This is a genomic window from Clostridium thermarum, from assembly GCF_006351925.1.
Taxonomy (GTDB): domain Bacteria; phylum Bacillota; class Clostridia; order Clostridiales; family Clostridiaceae; genus Clostridium_AU; species Clostridium_AU thermarum.
In genome coordinates this window covers 3,477,501-3,494,182 of record NZ_CP040924.1, presented here as the reverse complement: position 1 = coordinate 3,494,182, position 16,682 = coordinate 3,477,501, and the positions used below count along the sequence as shown (strand labels likewise).

Genomic DNA, 16,682 nt, shown 5'->3' with positions numbered 1-16,682 from the left:
AGATTTTATAAATTATTTTTACGTTTTGTGAAAACATAATAGTATTAATAATTATGAGTGTAGGAGGTGTAATTTTGAAAAAGGTATTTACAGCGGTATTATCAATAATAATGGTATTTACCTCTACAGCATGTCAGAAGAAGGAGAATAAAACTGAGGTAAAAGCAAGTAAAGAAAATTTTGATATAAATATAGCCACCAACATATTGGACTCTTATATGGGGTATATATACGCTGGTGATTTAGAAAATGCAAAAAAGCTATATTCTGAAAAGTTGATGGAAAAGGGTGTGGAGGTCTATAGTACGGACTTAAAGATTCTAGGCTACAATACCGATGAGATAAATGAAGTGGGAAGAAGTGGTGTATTCAAGGTAAAAATAGCCAGATCGGTACCGGAAAAAACAATAGCGGTACTGGACAGCTACAGTATAAAGGTGGAATTGGAGGAAAAAGACTATAAGATTACAGAGATAAATGCTAATACGGAGAAAGAGGCATTTTTGGAAGGAGAGGGCTTGAGGCTTAGAGATAAAAACAATGTTAAAAATAACCTTATTGTAGATATGGGGGGGATTCCTTATTATACTTTTCCTAAAGATGATAATGGGAAGCTAGGTAAAGCACCTGTTCCAAGAAAAAAATTCGGTATGATGGTTTTTAATTACAGTGGTGAAAAAATAGCCATAACAACTACAGATAATGAATCAACCTATATTGGAATTGTTAAGATAAATGAAACCCAAGCTGCTCATGGTGGAGGCGGCGGATCTGGTAATGGTGGTGCCGGTGGAGGCGGCGGTGACGGAGGAGGCAATGGAGCCGGTGGCTCTAATACTATCGTCAAAGAACCGCCAATAGGTAAAGATATTACCTCTATAGACTTAATAAAAAACGCCACCGTTGAAGCTTTGAGTTTCTCTTTAGAAGAAAAACATATCATGGTGCAATATAGTATTAAGGATAAGGGAACATCCTTAAGAGTCTATGATGTAGACAGCGGTGAACTGATTGACTTCAAGTTTGAAGAAGAGTTTCCAATGGATAAAGTTGATGTAAAATTCTCTTCATTTGGAGAGGATGCTTTGAATTTTGAGGTAAAGGAAAAGGTAAATACCGGCAAAGAAGAGGCAAACCTATTGGGCAAATGGCAGTTGGATTTGAAGGAGTATAAGGTAAAGAGATTATGATTTTTTTGCTAAATATGTTATTATAGTATACAAGAATGCTTGTATTAGGTCGGTATGCAGGGTGGAAAGGAAGTGCCCGAAGCACCTTCTTTCAATGAGTAATGAGCAATGAGCAGTGAAGGAGGAAATTCAGCGGAGCTGAATTTCTACTAAAATTACTCATTACTCATTACTAATTATTAATTCGCAGAATTATTTGGAAGGAACGTCTAGAATGAAGTATTGGGGAGATAAACCGTATTATAGTTTAAATTATTTTTTAAGAGAAAAGTTCGGGCAGAAAGTGTTTAAGGTATCCTTAGACGCTGGTTTTTCATGCCCCAATAGGGATGGAACCATCAGCAGCGGTGGCTGCATATTTTGCAGTGAGCGTGGGTCCGGGGACTTTGCAGGCTGCAGAAGTTTTTCTATAACCCAGCAGTTTAATGATATTAAAGCAATGATGAATAAAAAGTGGAATGCTGGTAAGTATATTGCATATTTCCAAGCCTATACTAATACTTATGGAAGCGTAGACCTATTAAGGGAGAAATATGAGGAAGCTATCAGACCGGAGGGGGTAGTTGCCCTGGCCATAGCAACAAGACCGGATTGCTTAAGTCCGGAGATAATTGAGCTCTTAAAAGAGATGAATCAAAAGGTATACGTGTGGGTAGAGCTCGGCCTTCAGACTATGGATGACAGGATTGCTAAAATAATTAACAGGGGGTACAAGATCCAGGCATTTGAAAGAGCGCTTGAAGATTTGCGTGAGGCTGGCATTGACGTGGTTGTACATACTATATTCGGATTGCCGGGGGAAGACAGAGAAGGCATGCTTAATACAGTAAAGTACCTGTCCAATTCTGATATACAGGGGATAAAAATACATTTACTCCATTTAATGAAGAATACACCCCTTGAGAAGTTATATGATCTGGGCCGGGTAAGTTTTATGAGCATGGAAGAATACATCGATACAGTATGCACTGCAGTAAAGTTACTCCGTGAGGATATTGTAATACATAGACTTACCGGTGATGCTCCAAGAGACCTCTTAATAGGGCCAATGTGGAGCCTTAAAAAGTGGGAAATACTAAATGCCATAGATAAAAAGCTGATAGAAAATCAATGGTATCAAGGTTTGGACTTTTCTACAAATAAGTAATTCTATCTTTGGTTGTTTTGCGTATGGATTATTTTTATGTTAAGAGTTAAAATTAATTCATACTTAAAAAATAAATTTCCGGGGGGAAGAGACAATGGCTAGTTTATCACTCAGACACATTTATAAGGTATACACTGGTAATGTAACAGCTGTAAAGGACTTCAATCTTGAAATCGAAGATAAAGAATTTATCGTTTTCGTAGGACCATCAGGATGTGGTAAGTCAACTACATTAAGAATGATTGCTGGTTTGGAAGAAATATCTCAAGGTGAACTTTATATAGGAGACAGACTTGTTAATGACGTAGCTCCAAAGGATAGAGATATCGCCATGGTTTTCCAGAACTATGCTCTTTATCCACACATGAGCGTGTATGAAAACATGGCATTCGGTTTAAAGCTAAGAAAAATGCCAAAAGACGAAATAGACAAGAAAGTTAAAGAAGCAGCTAGAATACTTGACATAGAGCACTTATTAGACAGAAAGCCAAAGGCACTTTCTGGAGGACAGAGACAAAGAGTTGCGCTGGGAAGAGCTATCGTTAGAGAACCAAAGGTATTCTTAATGGACGAACCTTTGTCAAACCTTGATGCTAAGCTAAGAGTTCAGATGAGAACTGAAATATCCAAGCTTCATAAGAGACTACAAACTACATTTATATATGTAACACATGACCAGACAGAAGCTATGACAATGGGTACAAGAATCGTTGTTATGAAGGACGGTCTAATTCAACAAGTTGATACTCCACAATATATCTACGATCACCCAGCAAACATATTCGTAGCAGGCTTTATAGGAAGCCCACAGATGAACTTTGTAGATGCTAAGCTTGTAGAAAGCAATGGAAAGGTTGCAGTTGCTTTTGGAGAAGACAGCATAGTTCTACCAGAAGAAAAGGCAGTTGTATTAAGAGACAAGGGATATGTTGGCAAGGATGTAATAATGGGTATCAGACCAGAAAACATAGACGAAGCTACAGGCAGTGAAAATGCAGTAGTTGAAGCTACAGTTGAAGTAACAGAATTAATGGGTGCTGAAACTTACATCTACCTTGCAAAGGGTAAGGTAAACCTTGTTGCTAGAGTTAACGGAACTTCAAAGGCTAAGGCTGGAGATAAGCTTAAAGTTGCTCTTGATACTTCCAAGATTCATATATTTGATAAGGAAACAGAAATTACAATTCTATAATTTAAAGAATATTAGAAAAGCTATAAAGCTCCGTGGGTACAATAATTGTAATCACGGAGCTTTCTTGAGATTTTGATATTTATCTGATAGAATATGTAATAATAAGGTAAAAGTACTGGAGAGATGTATATGTACAATTTTGAAAGTTATCTTAGGGAGCTTGCGGAAAGAAGTGGGGTAAATTTTAAATTAATCGGAGAAGATGATACAATCTATTATGATAGTGGTATTGCCATTCCTGAGGAGCGGGAACTGAGAGCTGAAATGTATCTTGGCAAGAGCAAGACATATATAATTATGGATAAGAAGTCTGAAATTTGTAAACCCCTTTTGGAGTACTCAATACAAACTAAGTATGGGGAACTATTTTCTACTAGAGAACAATTAATAATTAACGTGCTGGAGGGTAAAGAAATTGGTACAGGAAGGCTTGATAAGGACGTTGCCTTTTTAGCCAAAGGATGCACCTTATTTCTGGTGAGCGTTGATGGAAGTAAGTATGAGGCACTTAGTATAATAAAGCAGCTGTATAATGTTCAGGATGTTTTAAGTATGGTCTATGGTGATTATATTATTGTCCTAGGAAACTTTGATGAAGTGACAGAGCACGCAGAAAGTATCAGGGATTCAATTGTTTCAGACCTCTATTGTTCATCCCGTGTAAGTTTCGCTTATAAGGTGTATAGCATCGATGATATTAAAAAGGCCTATAATGATGCTAAAGAATGCATGGAATTAGGCAGGAAATTTGATGTAAAAGGAGATATATATGATTATAATCATATGCTCTTTGAAAAGGTAGTATACAATATAGACCCAAGGTTGAAGAATGAGCTATTAGAGAGCTTTAAGGATAAATTTAGCCTATTTGACAATGAAATGATCAATACCATTGAGGAGTTCATTAATAGTGGGCTTAATATAAGCGATGCCTCAAGAAAACTATATATTCACAGGAATACCCTTATATACAGGTTGGATAAAATACATAAAGACACAGGCTATGATATAAGAGATTTTAAGCAGGCCACTGTGTTTATTATTGCCTTCTTGGTTTGGAAGGAAAAGAGATAGGAGATTTATATGAGAGTTGATATAGTTATATCCGCCGATGATATAAGAGAAGGAAAAACAGAAGGTAAATCAGTTGTGGTAATAGATATGTTAAGGGCTACCTCAGTTATTACCACTGCCGTAATGAACGGCTGCAAGAGGGTCATCCCCGTCCTGACTGTGGAGAGGGCTTTAGAACTTGCAAAAGAAAGCAGTGAGAAATGCATATTAGGTGGTGAGAGACGGGCTCTAAAGATAGAAGGCTTTGATTGCTCTAATTCACCGCTGGAGTATACAAAAGATGTGGTGGAAGATAAGACCTTGATAATATCTACTACCAACGGTACTAGGGCAATAAACCGCTGCAAGGGGGCAAAAGATATACTTATTGGATGTATACTGAATGCCAGTGCAGTGGCCAGGAAGCTGTATGAGCTAAAAAATGATATAGTAATAGTCAATGCTGGAACCTATGGGGAATTTTCTATGGATGACTTTATATGCAGCGGCTATATAATAAACTGTCTTAAAGATATGTGTGAGCTTGAGATGACGGATATTACCCGTACGGCTTATCATATATACAAAATGCACAGTGATATTATAAGCTTTATTAGTCAGGCAAGACATTATAATGTCATAAAAGACCTTGGTTTTACGGAGGATTTGGAATATTGCTGCCGTAAGGATATAACGGACGTGGTACCTTACTTTGACGGAAAGGAGATAAGGGCAATTAAGAACTAGAAATTAAGGAGGCTTTTTCTCAGCTATGCCGGGATAAGGCCTCCTTAACTACTTAGTAAGAAAAATTCTTTCTATATTACTTGGAATATAAAGAATTTAAGATAATAGGATTCATCAGAGTTCCAAAGGATAGGATGGTCCGGTGCCTGTGTTCTGAATTCTACCTGACGGAGCATTCTTCTGGCATCATGAGCCGCATCGGCTATGGTCTTTCTGAAGAGCTCCTCATCCATAAAGTGAGAGCAGGATGCGGTAACTAAATATCCGCCCGGACGCACCATCTTCAGTCCTCTTAGATTAATTTCCTTATAGCCTCTGACAGCACCTTTAACTGCCTCTCTGGATTTTGTAAAAGCAGGGGGATCCAGTATTACTACATCGAATTCTCTGCCTTCCTTTGACCACTTTGGCAGAACATCAAAGGCATTGTGGCACTCAAATTTCACCACATCAGAAAGGTTATTCAATTCCGCATTTCTTGTGGCAAAATCCACTGCATGCTGAGATACGTCTATGCCAAGAACACTCTTAGCACCGGCAATACCTGCATTTAAAGCGAAGGAACCGGTATGGGTAAAGCAGTCTAAAACCTCAGCCCCCTTACATATTTTATGAATTGCCTTTCTGTTTTCCTTTTGATCCAAGAAAAAACCGGTTTTTTGTCCGTTTTCAATATCTACGTAGTACTTTACACCATTTTCAACTATTTGAATCATAGTATCAAAGGGCTCTGTTAGGAAACCTTTCGTAAGCTCCATATCCTCAAGTTCCCTAACACTGGCATCGCTTCTCTCGTAGACACCCTTTGCACCGTATTCCTCCACCAAGAGCTTAACTATGATGGGCTTATATCTATCTATACCTAAGGCTAGAGATTGTACAACATAGTAGTCTTCAAACTTATCAATAGTAAGACCCGGCAGGAAGTCTGCTTCGCCAAAGACAAAACGACAGGATGAGGTATCTACTACCTTCTTTCTATATTCCCATGCCTGGGCTAATCTTCTTCTAAAGAAGTCTTCATCAATTTCCTCATTGATGTCCCTTGTCATAATTCTTATGGCAATCTTAGAAACGTCATTTATGTATCCCTTGCCGATAAAACCTCCGCGGTAATTATAAATCTCTACAATATCGCCATTTACATAATCCCCATCATATTGTTCGATTTCATCGGTATATACCCAGGGATGGCCATTTTCTACCCGTTTCCCACGGCCTTTATATAAGTAAAACTTTGCAGCCATATTAAAACTCCTCTCTGCAGCTCAGTTTATTAACTTTAGTAATTATGTTCTTTTCTATTCTATTATATATTTTGAACTATTACTATAGGTAATTCAACTATTTTATAATTTGCCATGTATAACAAACTTTATACAAGTTTTGAAAAATAATAAATTCTGCCATTACAGTAAACAGAAAAGTTTTGACATGCAGATATACCTTCATTTAAAATAGTGAATGTATGTTTAGATGACGGTAGATTATGTTTGGAATTTGGGAAGCTTTATATAAGAACATTTTATGTATGGGGGATGGAGAATGAGTATACTAACGGTAAAAAATATGAGTCACGGCTTTGGAGACAGAGCTATCCTTGAAGATGTATCCTTCAGACTCTTAAAGGGGGAGCACGTAGGGTTTATTGGTGCCAATGGAGAAGGTAAATCTACCTTTATGAATATAATCACAGGAAAGCTGACCCCGGACGAAGGCCAGATTGAGTGGGCTAATAAGGTAAGGGTTGGCTATATGGATCAGCACGCAGTACTTAAGAGTGGACAAACTATAAGAGACGTATTAAAAGGTGCCTTTCAATATTTATTTGATGCAGAAGCTGAAATGAACGAGCTTTATGGTAAAATGGGAGATGCTGAGCCTGAGGAACTGGAAAAGATGCTGGAGAGAACAGCGGTAATTCAGGATATGCTTGATCATAACGGTTTTTACGTTATTGATGCTAGGATAGAAGAAACAGCAAGAGGTTTGGGGCTTTTAGATGTAGGACTGGATAGGGATGTTACTGATTTAAGTGGGGGACAAAGAACTAAGGTTTTACTTGCTAAGCTTCTTTTGGAAACCCCTGATATATTACTTCTTGACGAGCCTACTAACTATTTAGACGAGGCTCATATTGAATGGCTTAAGAGATTTTTAAATGACTATGAAAATGCATTTATTTTAATATCTCATGATATTCCGTTCTTAAATTCAGTAATTAATTTGATATATCATGTGGAAAATAAGCAGCTTAACAGATATGTTGGAAACTATGATGACTTCCAAAGAGTATATGAGGCTAAAAAGAGACAGTTAGAACAGGCCTATGAAAGACAGCAGGCTGAAATTGCAAGACTAGAGGACTTCGTTGCCAGAAATAAGGCCAACGTTGCTACAGCTAACATGGCTAAATCCAGACAAAAAAAGCTTGACAAGATGGAAAGAATCGAGCTTATTCAAGAGAAGCCAAAACCAGCCTTTAATTTTAAAGCAGCCAGAGCTTCCGGAAAGCTTATATTTGAAACTAAGGATTTAGTTATAGGATATGATCATCCTCTTACAAAGCCTCTTAATCTAACTATGGAAAGAGGACAGAAAATTGCCTTAGTAGGCTCCAATGGACTAGGTAAGACTACGCTGCTTAAGAGCTTAATGGGATTAATTAAACCAATAAGCGGAGAAGTGACACTTGGAGACTATCAATATATAGGCTACTTTGAGCAAGAAAGCAGAGAAGGAAACACTAATACCTGTATCGAAGAGTTTTGGAAGGAGTTCCCCGGCTATACTCAGTATGAGGTGAGAGCGGCTCTTGCAAAGTGCGGACTTACTACAAAGCACATCGAGAGCATGATGATGGTGCTGTCAGGAGGAGAAGCAGCCAAGGTTAGACTTGCAAAGCTGATCAATAAGGAAACTAACATACTGATACTAGACGAGCCTACCAACCACCTGGATGTGGATGCTAAGGATGAACTAAAGAGGGCCTTAAAGGAATACAAAGGAACTATACTATTGGTTTGTCATGAGCCTGAGTTCTATAGAGATGTAGTGACAGAGATATGGAACTGCGAGGATTGGACAACCAAGATCGTATAATAATTTCAATAGGTTAAGAAATGAAAGCACTTATTTAATATAGATAAGTGCTTTTATTTGTGCTCCTGTAACAAGGTGATGCTTGTAAGGTTACATATAACTAAGGGATAAAGTAGCACTGCAATGGGCTGTACCTAATATTGACAAGCCAAAAAACTTAAACTATAATTAGTTAGAAGTCTAACAAAAATTAAGGAGAGTTATTATGAATAGTGAAGTGCATATTGGAAAGATAATAAGTATTTTTTCCAATAGAATTCATAGGAGAATAGGACGGGAGGTTGCGCAATACGGTTTAACAAGTGTTCAAGGCAGAATTCTTGGCTTTGTATATCGCCAGTCTGGAAAAAAAGATGTATTTCAAAAGGATATAGAAGAAGAACTTGATATAAGACGTTCTTCTGTAACTAGCGTTCTTCAGTTGATGGAGAAGAATGGATACATTAAAAGGGTAAGTGTTTCCGAAGATGCAAGGCTTAAGAAGATAATACTTACGGAAAAGGGAGAAGAGGTTCAAAATAAAATATATGAATCCATACTTAAAATTGAAAAATCCTTACAAGAGGAATTAAGTGATGAAGAAATGGAAATATTAGTTGGATTGATAAATAGGCTATCTAATAAAGTAGCTGACTAAGGTGATTTTACAAAATATTAGTTAGAAGCCTAACAAAGAAGGGGGAGTAATATGATTAAAAAAATATTAAGATATGTAAATGAGTTTAAAAGGGACTCCATAATCACACCTGTGTTTATCGCCTTAGAAGTAGTTTTGGAAATAATTCTACCATATTTGATGTCAATGATTATTGATAATGGAGTAGAAAAGGGAAATATAAAATATGTTCTTACCATAGGAGCAATAATGATAGTTGCATCAGTCTTATCCTTGATTTTTGGCGCCCTAGCTGGTAAGTATGCCGCAAGGGCATCTTCTGGAGTTGCCAGAAATATTAGAAAGGCAATGTATTACAAGATACAGGATTACTCTTTTGCAAATATAGATAAGTATTCAACAGCAGGCCTGGTTACCAGACTGACTACAGATGTAACAAATGTTCAAAACGCCTATCAAATGTCAATAAGAATGCTTGCACGACCCCCCATTATGTTAATTTCCGCTATGGCCATGAGTTTTTACTTAAATGCAAGATTAGCTCTGGTGTTCATAGGTGCAATAATATTCCTTGGAGCATCATTGTATTTCATTATGACCAGTGCCCATCCTTATTTTAAGAGTGTTTTTAAACAATACGATGATTTGAATGCCAGTGTTCAGGAGAACTTAACTGGTATTCGTGCTGTAAAGGCCTATGTAAGAGAAGGATATGAAACAAGTAAATTCCATAAGGCTTCTAAAAAAGTTTATGAAAACTTCTTAAAAGCTGAAAAGATAATAATATATAATTCCCCTATTATGCAGTTTACTATGAATACCTGTATTTTACTTCTTTCTTGGATTGGAGCAAAGCTCATTGTTGGAGGCTCCATGACCACAGGAGAATTAATGAGCTTCTTCACTTATAGCACTAACATATTAATGAGTCTTATGTTCCTATCCATGGTATTCTTAATGCTCATAATGGCAAGATCCTCCGTTGAAAGAATCTTAGAGGTTTTAGAGGAGAAGGTAGATTTGACAAATGGACCTAATCCTGTATATGAAGTAAAGGATGGCTCCATAGAATTTAAAAATGTGAGCTTTAGCTACCATAAGAGAAGGGATAACTTAGTTCTTGAAGGTATTAATTTAAAGATTAAATCCGGTGAAACTGTAGGGGTTATCGGAGGAACAGGAAGCGGAAAAACAACGCTGATGCAGCTCATTCCAAGGTTATACGATGTTACAGAAGGCTCTGTAGAAGTTGGAGGCATTGACGTAAGGGATTACGATATAGAAACCCTTAGAAATGAAGTTTCCATGGTACTGCAAAAGAATGTATTATTCTCCGGAACAATCAAAGAGAATTTAAGATGGGGAAACAAGGATGCCACAGATGAAGAATTGATTATTGCCTGTAAACAAGCTCAGGCAGATGAGTTTATACAAAACCTTCCAGATAAGTATGATACCTATATAGAGCAGGGTGGAACCAACGTATCAGGAGGACAAAAACAAAGATTATGTATCGCAAGAGCCCTGCTTAAGAAACCTAAAATTTTAATTTTAGACGATTCTACCAGTGCAGTAGATACTAGGACTGATGCCCTTATAAGAAAGGCCTTTAGGGAAACAATACCCAATACTACAAAGATTATTATCGCCCAGCGTGTTTCCTCAGTTCAAGACGCAGATAAGATTGTTGTGCTAGATGACGGCAAGATAGATGGAATAGGAACTCATGAAGAACTGTTAAAAACAAGCACTATCTATCGTGAAGTGTATGAATCTCAAGTGAAAGGAGCTGATGAAAATGGCTCAGAATAAAAAGCCAATGCCTCCTATAAAGGGGGGGGCAGGTGGAAAAAAGATACCTGGAAGAGGCGTTGAAAATCCTATAAAAGTGTTAACTAGATTACTGGGCTATATATTTAAGGAATTTAAATTATTACTTTTTATAGTTACATTGACTATAATGGTAAGCTCACTAACTAATGTTGCCGGAACACTATTTTTAAGGAGTTTGATTGATGATTATATAACTCCGCTTTTAGGTCAATCTAATCCTAACTTTGGACCACTTTTAAAGGCAGTGCTTACAATGGCATCCATATATTATATCGGAGTATTGTCTAATTATTTGCATAACCGATTGATGGTTTTAATAACTCAAGGTACATTAAAGAAGTTTAGAGATGATATGTTTGCTCATATGCAAAAATTACCTATAAGCTTTTTTGACACCCATCCTCACGGTGAGGTAATGAGTATATATACAAATGATACTGATGCATTAAGACAAATGATCAGCCAAAGTATGCCACAATTACTTTCTTCCTTTATAACAGTTGTCAGTGTATTTATTTCTATGATTTATCTGAGTATACCGCTTACAATTATTCAGGTTATAATAATAGGAATTATCTTCTATGTTACCAGAGTTGTCGGAGGAAATAGCGGAAGATATTTTGCCCAGCAGCAAGTAAACCTAGGAAAATTAAACGGATATATAGAAGAGATGATGGAAGGACAAAAGGTTGTAAAAGTCTTTAATCATGAAGAAGAAGCAAAGGGTGATTTTGATAAGTTAAATGATACCCTCTATGAAAGTGCCTATCAAGCAAATATGTATGCCAATATTCTGATGCCTATCCTAGGAAACATTGGCTATATAAATTATGTGCTTACTTCTGCCCTGGGAGCTATCCTAGCCATTAAGGGCTTTGGATCCTTTACAATCGGTGCCCTGGCATCCTTCCTTCAATTAACCAGAAGCTTTAGTCAGACAATGAACCAGGCTTCCCAGCAGTTTAACTTCATATTGATGGCGCTGGCCGGAGCTGATCGTATATTTAAGCTCTTGGATGAAAAGCCGGAAATGGATCAAGGTTATGTGACTTTAGTTAATGTAAGAGAAGATGAACACGGCAACTTAATAGAATCTGAGGAGCGTACAGGTCTATGGGCTTGGAAGCATCCGCATGAAGATGGCACTGTCACTTATACAAAGCTTCTCGGTGAAGTGGTATTTGATGATGTGGATTTTGGATATAGGGAAGATAAAATTATATTGCACAATATAAAACTCTATGCAAAACCAGGACAAAAGATAGCCTTCGTTGGCGCTACCGGTGCTGGAAAAACAACTATAACAAATCTGATTAACAGATTTTATGATATTCAAGACGGAAAGATAAGATATGACGGCATCAATATCAATAAAATTAAGAAGAACGATTTGAGAAGATCTCTGGGAATTGTACTTCAGGATGCTCATCTTTTTACAGGAACTGTGGCAGATAATATAAGGTATGGTAAATTAAATGCAACGGATGAAGAAGTTATAGCAGCGGCTAAACTTGCCAATGCCCATCAGTTTATAAAGCATTTACCTAATGGATATGAAACCATGCTTACCGGAGACGGAGGAAACCTATCACAAGGTCAAAGACAGCTGCTGACAATCGCCAGGGCTGCCATTGCAGACCCGCCGGTTTTAATACTGGACGAAGCTACCTCAAGTATAGATACAAGAACGGAAGCTATAGTTCAGGACGGAATGGATAAGCTGATGAAGGGCAGAACAGTATTTGTAATAGCCCACAGGCTTTCTACAGTTAAGAATTCAGATGTAATCATGGTGTTAGAACAGGGAAGAATAATTGAAAGAGGAAGCCATGAAGAGTTGATTAAACAAAAAGGAAAGTACTATCAGCTCTATACTGGTGCCTTTGAGCTTTCATAATAAAAGTAAAAATTGTTTATCCTTCAGATAAAGAGTCAGTTTTATAGCTGGTTCTTTATTTTTTACCATTATTTGCAGAAGGAATATTTAAGCTGGGTTTAAGGTTCCACTTGTAAAATAAGTTTATAGCTTCAAAGGAATAACAAATAAAAAGTAAGGAGGGCGAAACTTATGGTGATTTTAATCCCAGCCTATGAACCTGGAAGAAAGCTGATTAATTTAATATATGATTTAATCAATTCATGTGAATATGATATCGTAGTTGTAGATGATGGAAGCGGGGAAGAGTATAAGTACATCTTTGACACCGTCATCAGCCTTGGATGTACAGTTTTAACTCATGAGAAAAATATGGGTAAAGGTGCAGCCTTAAAAACCGGATTTAGATATATACAACAGACCAATGAAAAAACAGGGGTTGTTACCGCAGATTGCGATGGACAGCATTTACCAAAAGATATTGTCAAGATTGCAGAGACCATAAAAGAACACAAGAATTCTGTTGTGCTTGGAACAAGAAGATTTGCAGGAAAAGTACCATTCCGCAGCCGCTTTGGAAATAGTGTGACGAGAGCTGTCTTCTCTTTTGCCAGCGGTGCTAAGGTCTATGATACTCAAACCGGTCTCCGCGGATTCTCTGCAGATATGCTTCCCTGGCTTTGTCAGATTTCTGGCAATAGATTTGAATATGAAATGAATATGCTTTTAGAGACTATCCCAGCAGGATATAGTTTTTATGAGATTGATATAGACACAGTATATCTGGAAAGAAATAAATCTTCGCATTTTCACCCGTTAAAAGATTCCATAAAGGTATACCTGCCAATCATTAAATTCAGTATATCTTCTATTTTATCAGGGATAATTGATTTTCTTCTTCTGGGAGTGATACAATTTTTTACTTCTCATTTATTTCTAGCGGTAATAGGAGCAAGAATATGCAGTGCTTTGTTTAATTACACAATAAATAGGATCTATGTATTTTCTAAATTTAAAGAAGCCTCTGTGAAGACTTCATTACCAAGATATTTCATGCTGGCCTCCTTCATAATGATTGCAAATTACAGTGTAATTGATATATATTACAGTGTGCTGGGTTTATCCCTATTTTTAGCCAAAATATTAACTGAAGTTACTATATTCTTTTTCAGCTATTGGTATCAAAGAAAGTTTGTCTTTATCAAATAAGACAATCCTTTAGAACATTTTAAAAGAAAGGATGAAAATCAAAATGAGAAAATTTTTATCTAAGCCGTACAGGTGGGCGGCTATTTACTCTATAATACTTATACTTTCTGTTACTTTTACGCTGCTGGATACTTTTGTGTTACCGAAAGCAATAACTAAGGTCTCGACAGAATCGGCAGGTTCAAAAAAGACATCAGAAGGGGGTTCAAATTCGATAAATAATGATTCTTCAGGTTCGTCTACAACAAAACCTGATACTCAGAAGGAAGCGGTTATTACCGATAGGACCTATGAGGATGAAAATATAAAAATAACAATTGAAACTTACCGGAAGTATGACTCAAATATCTATGTGGCTGATATTCAGCTTTCCGATGCTGCCTGTCTGAAAACAGCCCTTGCAAATAATACTTACGGTCGAAATATAACGCAAAAGACTTCAGTTATAGCAGAGGCTAATAGGGCCATCTTTGCCATAAACGGAGATTTTTATGGATTCAGAGATGAGGGCTATGTGGTGCGTAATGGTGAAGCATACAGGGATACGGCCAGGATTGGGGATAATGATGCCTTGGTTATAGACAAGGATGGTAACTTATCCATAGTTTCAGAAGGTGAAGAAAGTTTGGATTCATTAATGGATAAGGGGGCATGGCAGGTGTTATCCTTTGGCCCTGGATTGGTGGTAGATGGCAATATTGTTGTAGACAGTTCCAGTGAAGTGGCAAAATCTATGGCAAGTAATCCTAGAACTGCAATTGGCCAGGTAGACCAGCTTCATTATATTGTAATTGTATCTGATGGCCGTACCAGCGACAGTGAAGGACTTTCCCTTCTAGAGCTTGCACAGGAGTTTAAGGAAAGGGGCTGCACCGTAGCATATAACCTAGACGGAGGAGGATCCTCCACTATGTACTTTAACGGAGAGGTTATAAATAACCCCACAAGTGGTAAAAAGATGGGAGAAAGAAAGGTGAGCGACATTGTCTATATTGGATATTAATAATGGTAATAAAAAACGGCTTAGAAAAGCCATATGGTCCTACTTGATAATATCAGCAGCGGCTGTAGTAATAGATAAGATTTATGATCTTTTTGGACATGGAGTAGACTCTGCTGCAATGACTTGGATGTTCTTATATCCTCTGCTGGGAGGCGCCCTGTTCTATTTCATAATTGATAAGCGTATGCCTAATTTCACAAAAATTACTGGCTATAAATTGTTTATAAATTTATATAATTCGGGAATTGCCACGCTGACCCTTGCCAGCATGCTGAAGGGCATATTTGAAATTGCCGGTACAAACTCTCCACATTTAAAATATTACTATGTAACCGGAGGAGTGTTTATTGCATCAGGGCTGATTATTTTGTTCATAATGGACATAAGTAGGAATAAGATTGATTAGATAGAGAGAATGAAAGGGGGTGTACAAGTGTATAGCCCCTTAAAAATATATTAGTCAAAGGACAAGCTTTTAGAGTTAATTTCTAATTTTATCCGGTTAGTTATTCCACACCATTTGGATAAAAGTGTAAATAACGAAAAAGATTAAAAATAGAACACCAAATGTTTGACAGGAAGTTTACAATTCGAGGTGTTCTTAGTTTTTCTCAATCTTTAATTTTTGTGCTTGATTTGCATTATTATTTGTAATAATTATTGTTTATATACTAAAAAAGTGTGCTAAAATAATTGATGAAGCAAAGATTATATTATGGATATAATAATTATTAGAGAAATAAAAGGAAGTGTAAGTATGCGTAGACTAAATAGAAATGATGTATGCTGGTGTGGCAGCGGGATTAAATATAAGAAGTGTCACATGGAAGAGGACATGAAACTTTACGAGTATGCTGAAAAGGGATATGTGATACCGCATCCAAAGCTTATAAAAACTAAAGAACAGATTGAGGGTATAAGAAAGAGCGCCCAGCTTACAAAGGCCATTTTTGATATGGTTGGCGAAAGAATAAGGGAAGGAATAACTACTAATGAAATAAATGAATGGGTACACAATTACACTATTGAGCATGGTGGTATTCCTGCACCATTAAATTATAATGGATTTCCTAAAAGTGTTTGTACTTCAATTAATGATGTAATATGCCATGGTATTCCCAATGATACTGTACTAAAGAATGGGGATATTATAAATGTGGATGTTACAACAATTTTAGATGGTTATTATTCTGATGCCAGCAGGATGTATATAATTGGAGAGGCAGATGAAAAGGCAGTGAAGCTGGTTGAAGTGGCAAAGGAATGTTTATATAAGGGCATCGAGGCCATAAAACCTTACGGTGGGCTTTATGATATTGGAAGAGCAGTAGAAGAACATGCAAAGGCTAACGGTTTCTCAGTAGTTAGAGATTATGGCGGCCACGGCATCGGGCTTAGGTTCCATGAAGATCCACATGTTGATCATTTTGCGAGACATGGAAAAGGTATGTTGCTTGTACCGGGCTTAGTATTTACTGTTGAACCAATGATAAATGAAGGGGACTATCATTGTGAAGTGCTTGATGATGATTGGACTGTAGTTACAAGAGACGGTTCACGATCTGCCCAATGGGAGCACACTATAGTAGTTACAGAGACTGGTGTGGAAATACTGGTATAAATAAAAATCCGGGGATAAAATCTCCGGATTTTTGCTTTTGAAAATTAAGTTGTTGTAGATTCATCAACTACAAATTTGATGTCGGATTCTTTC

15 protein-coding genes (1 of these 15 only partly in view) are annotated in these 16,682 nt (G+C 37.0%); 13 read left to right on the top strand and 2 right to left on the bottom strand.

Features of this window, described 5'->3' with window-relative positions:
- Positions 1-74: 74 nt before the first annotated feature.
- The 5 genes from FHY60_RS16110 (at position 75) to FHY60_RS16090 (ending at position 5,329) form a co-directional block, all read left to right on the top strand.
- Positions 75-1,190, top strand: a complete 1,116-nt coding sequence (locus FHY60_RS16110; RefSeq protein WP_139905981.1) for a hypothetical protein — start codon at positions 75-77, stop codon at positions 1,188-1,190.
- A 214-nt stretch (positions 1,191-1,404) separates the two neighbouring features.
- A complete protein-coding gene (gene mnmL, locus FHY60_RS16105) occupies positions 1,405-2,337 on the top strand; it encodes a tRNA modification radical SAM protein MnmL/YtqA (RefSeq protein ID WP_139905980.1) in 933 nt (310 codons plus the stop codon).
- Between the two features lie 94 nt (positions 2,338-2,431).
- Entirely contained in the window at positions 2,432-3,529 is a 1,098-nt protein-coding gene (locus FHY60_RS16100; RefSeq protein ID WP_139905979.1) for an ABC transporter ATP-binding protein, read from the top strand.
- Positions 3,530-3,658: 129 nt separating this feature from the next.
- Positions 3,659-4,603: a PucR family transcriptional regulator gene (locus tag FHY60_RS16095; RefSeq protein ID WP_163215795.1), complete on the top strand. Its 945-nt coding sequence runs from the start codon at positions 3,659-3,661 to the stop codon at positions 4,601-4,603.
- 9 nt (positions 4,604-4,612) lie between these two features.
- Positions 4,613-5,329, top strand: coding sequence for a 2-phosphosulfolactate phosphatase family protein (locus FHY60_RS16090; RefSeq protein ID WP_139905977.1), 717 nt, complete (start codon positions 4,613-4,615; stop codon positions 5,327-5,329).
- 71 nt (positions 5,330-5,400) lie between these two features.
- Here the strand turns inward: FHY60_RS16090 and FHY60_RS16085 are convergent, their stop codons facing one another.
- Entirely contained in the window at positions 5,401-6,576 is a 1,176-nt protein-coding gene (locus FHY60_RS16085) for a class I SAM-dependent rRNA methyltransferase (RefSeq protein WP_139905976.1), read from the bottom strand.
- A gap of 298 nt (positions 6,577-6,874) precedes the next feature.
- Here FHY60_RS16085 and FHY60_RS16080 point away from each other — a divergent pair, with 298 nt between their 5' ends.
- The 8 genes from FHY60_RS16080 (at position 6,875) to FHY60_RS16045 (ending at position 16,589) form a co-directional block, all read left to right on the top strand.
- Positions 6,875-8,431: an ABC-F family ATP-binding cassette domain-containing protein gene (locus FHY60_RS16080; RefSeq protein WP_139905975.1), complete on the top strand. Its 1,557-nt coding sequence runs from the start codon at positions 6,875-6,877 to the stop codon at positions 8,429-8,431.
- A 205-nt stretch (positions 8,432-8,636) separates the two neighbouring features.
- A complete protein-coding gene (locus FHY60_RS16075) occupies positions 8,637-9,068 on the top strand; it encodes a MarR family winged helix-turn-helix transcriptional regulator (RefSeq protein ID WP_139905974.1) in 432 nt (143 codons plus the stop codon).
- A gap of 51 nt (positions 9,069-9,119) precedes the next feature.
- Complete coding sequence (locus FHY60_RS16070) at positions 9,120-10,859, top strand: ABC transporter ATP-binding protein (RefSeq protein WP_139905973.1); 1,740 nt, start codon at positions 9,120-9,122, stop codon at positions 10,857-10,859.
- Positions 10,846-12,777, top strand: coding sequence for an ABC transporter ATP-binding protein (locus tag FHY60_RS16065; RefSeq protein WP_180375422.1), 1,932 nt, complete (start codon positions 10,846-10,848; stop codon positions 12,775-12,777). The genes FHY60_RS16070 and FHY60_RS16065 overlap by 14 nt, the downstream gene beginning before the upstream one ends.
- Before the next feature lie 171 nt (positions 12,778-12,948).
- Complete coding sequence (locus FHY60_RS16060; RefSeq protein WP_139905972.1) at positions 12,949-13,965, top strand: bifunctional glycosyltransferase family 2/GtrA family protein; 1,017 nt, start codon at positions 12,949-12,951, stop codon at positions 13,963-13,965.
- 43 nt (positions 13,966-14,008) lie between these two features.
- A complete protein-coding gene (locus FHY60_RS16055; RefSeq protein WP_139905971.1) occupies positions 14,009-14,968 on the top strand; it encodes a phosphodiester glycosidase family protein in 960 nt (319 codons plus the stop codon).
- Positions 14,958-15,374 carry a hypothetical protein gene (locus tag FHY60_RS16050; protein ID WP_243122166.1) on the top strand — a complete coding sequence of 139 codons (417 nt, stop codon included), beginning with the start codon at positions 14,958-14,960 and terminating at the stop codon, positions 15,372-15,374. The genes FHY60_RS16055 and FHY60_RS16050 overlap by 11 nt, the downstream gene beginning before the upstream one ends.
- A gap of 351 nt (positions 15,375-15,725) precedes the next feature.
- Positions 15,726-16,589, top strand: a complete 864-nt coding sequence (locus tag FHY60_RS16045; protein WP_139905970.1) for a methionyl aminopeptidase — start codon at positions 15,726-15,728, stop codon at positions 16,587-16,589.
- A 44-nt stretch (positions 16,590-16,633) separates the two neighbouring features.
- On the opposite strand, the gene FHY60_RS16040 is transcribed toward FHY60_RS16045, so the two are convergent.
- Positions 16,634-16,682: the 3' end of a hypothetical protein gene (locus tag FHY60_RS16040; RefSeq protein ID WP_139905969.1), read on the bottom strand. 371 nt of this gene lie beyond the right edge of the window; only the last 49 of its 420 coding nucleotides appear in the window; its start codon lies off the right edge, out of view; the stop codon is at positions 16,634-16,636.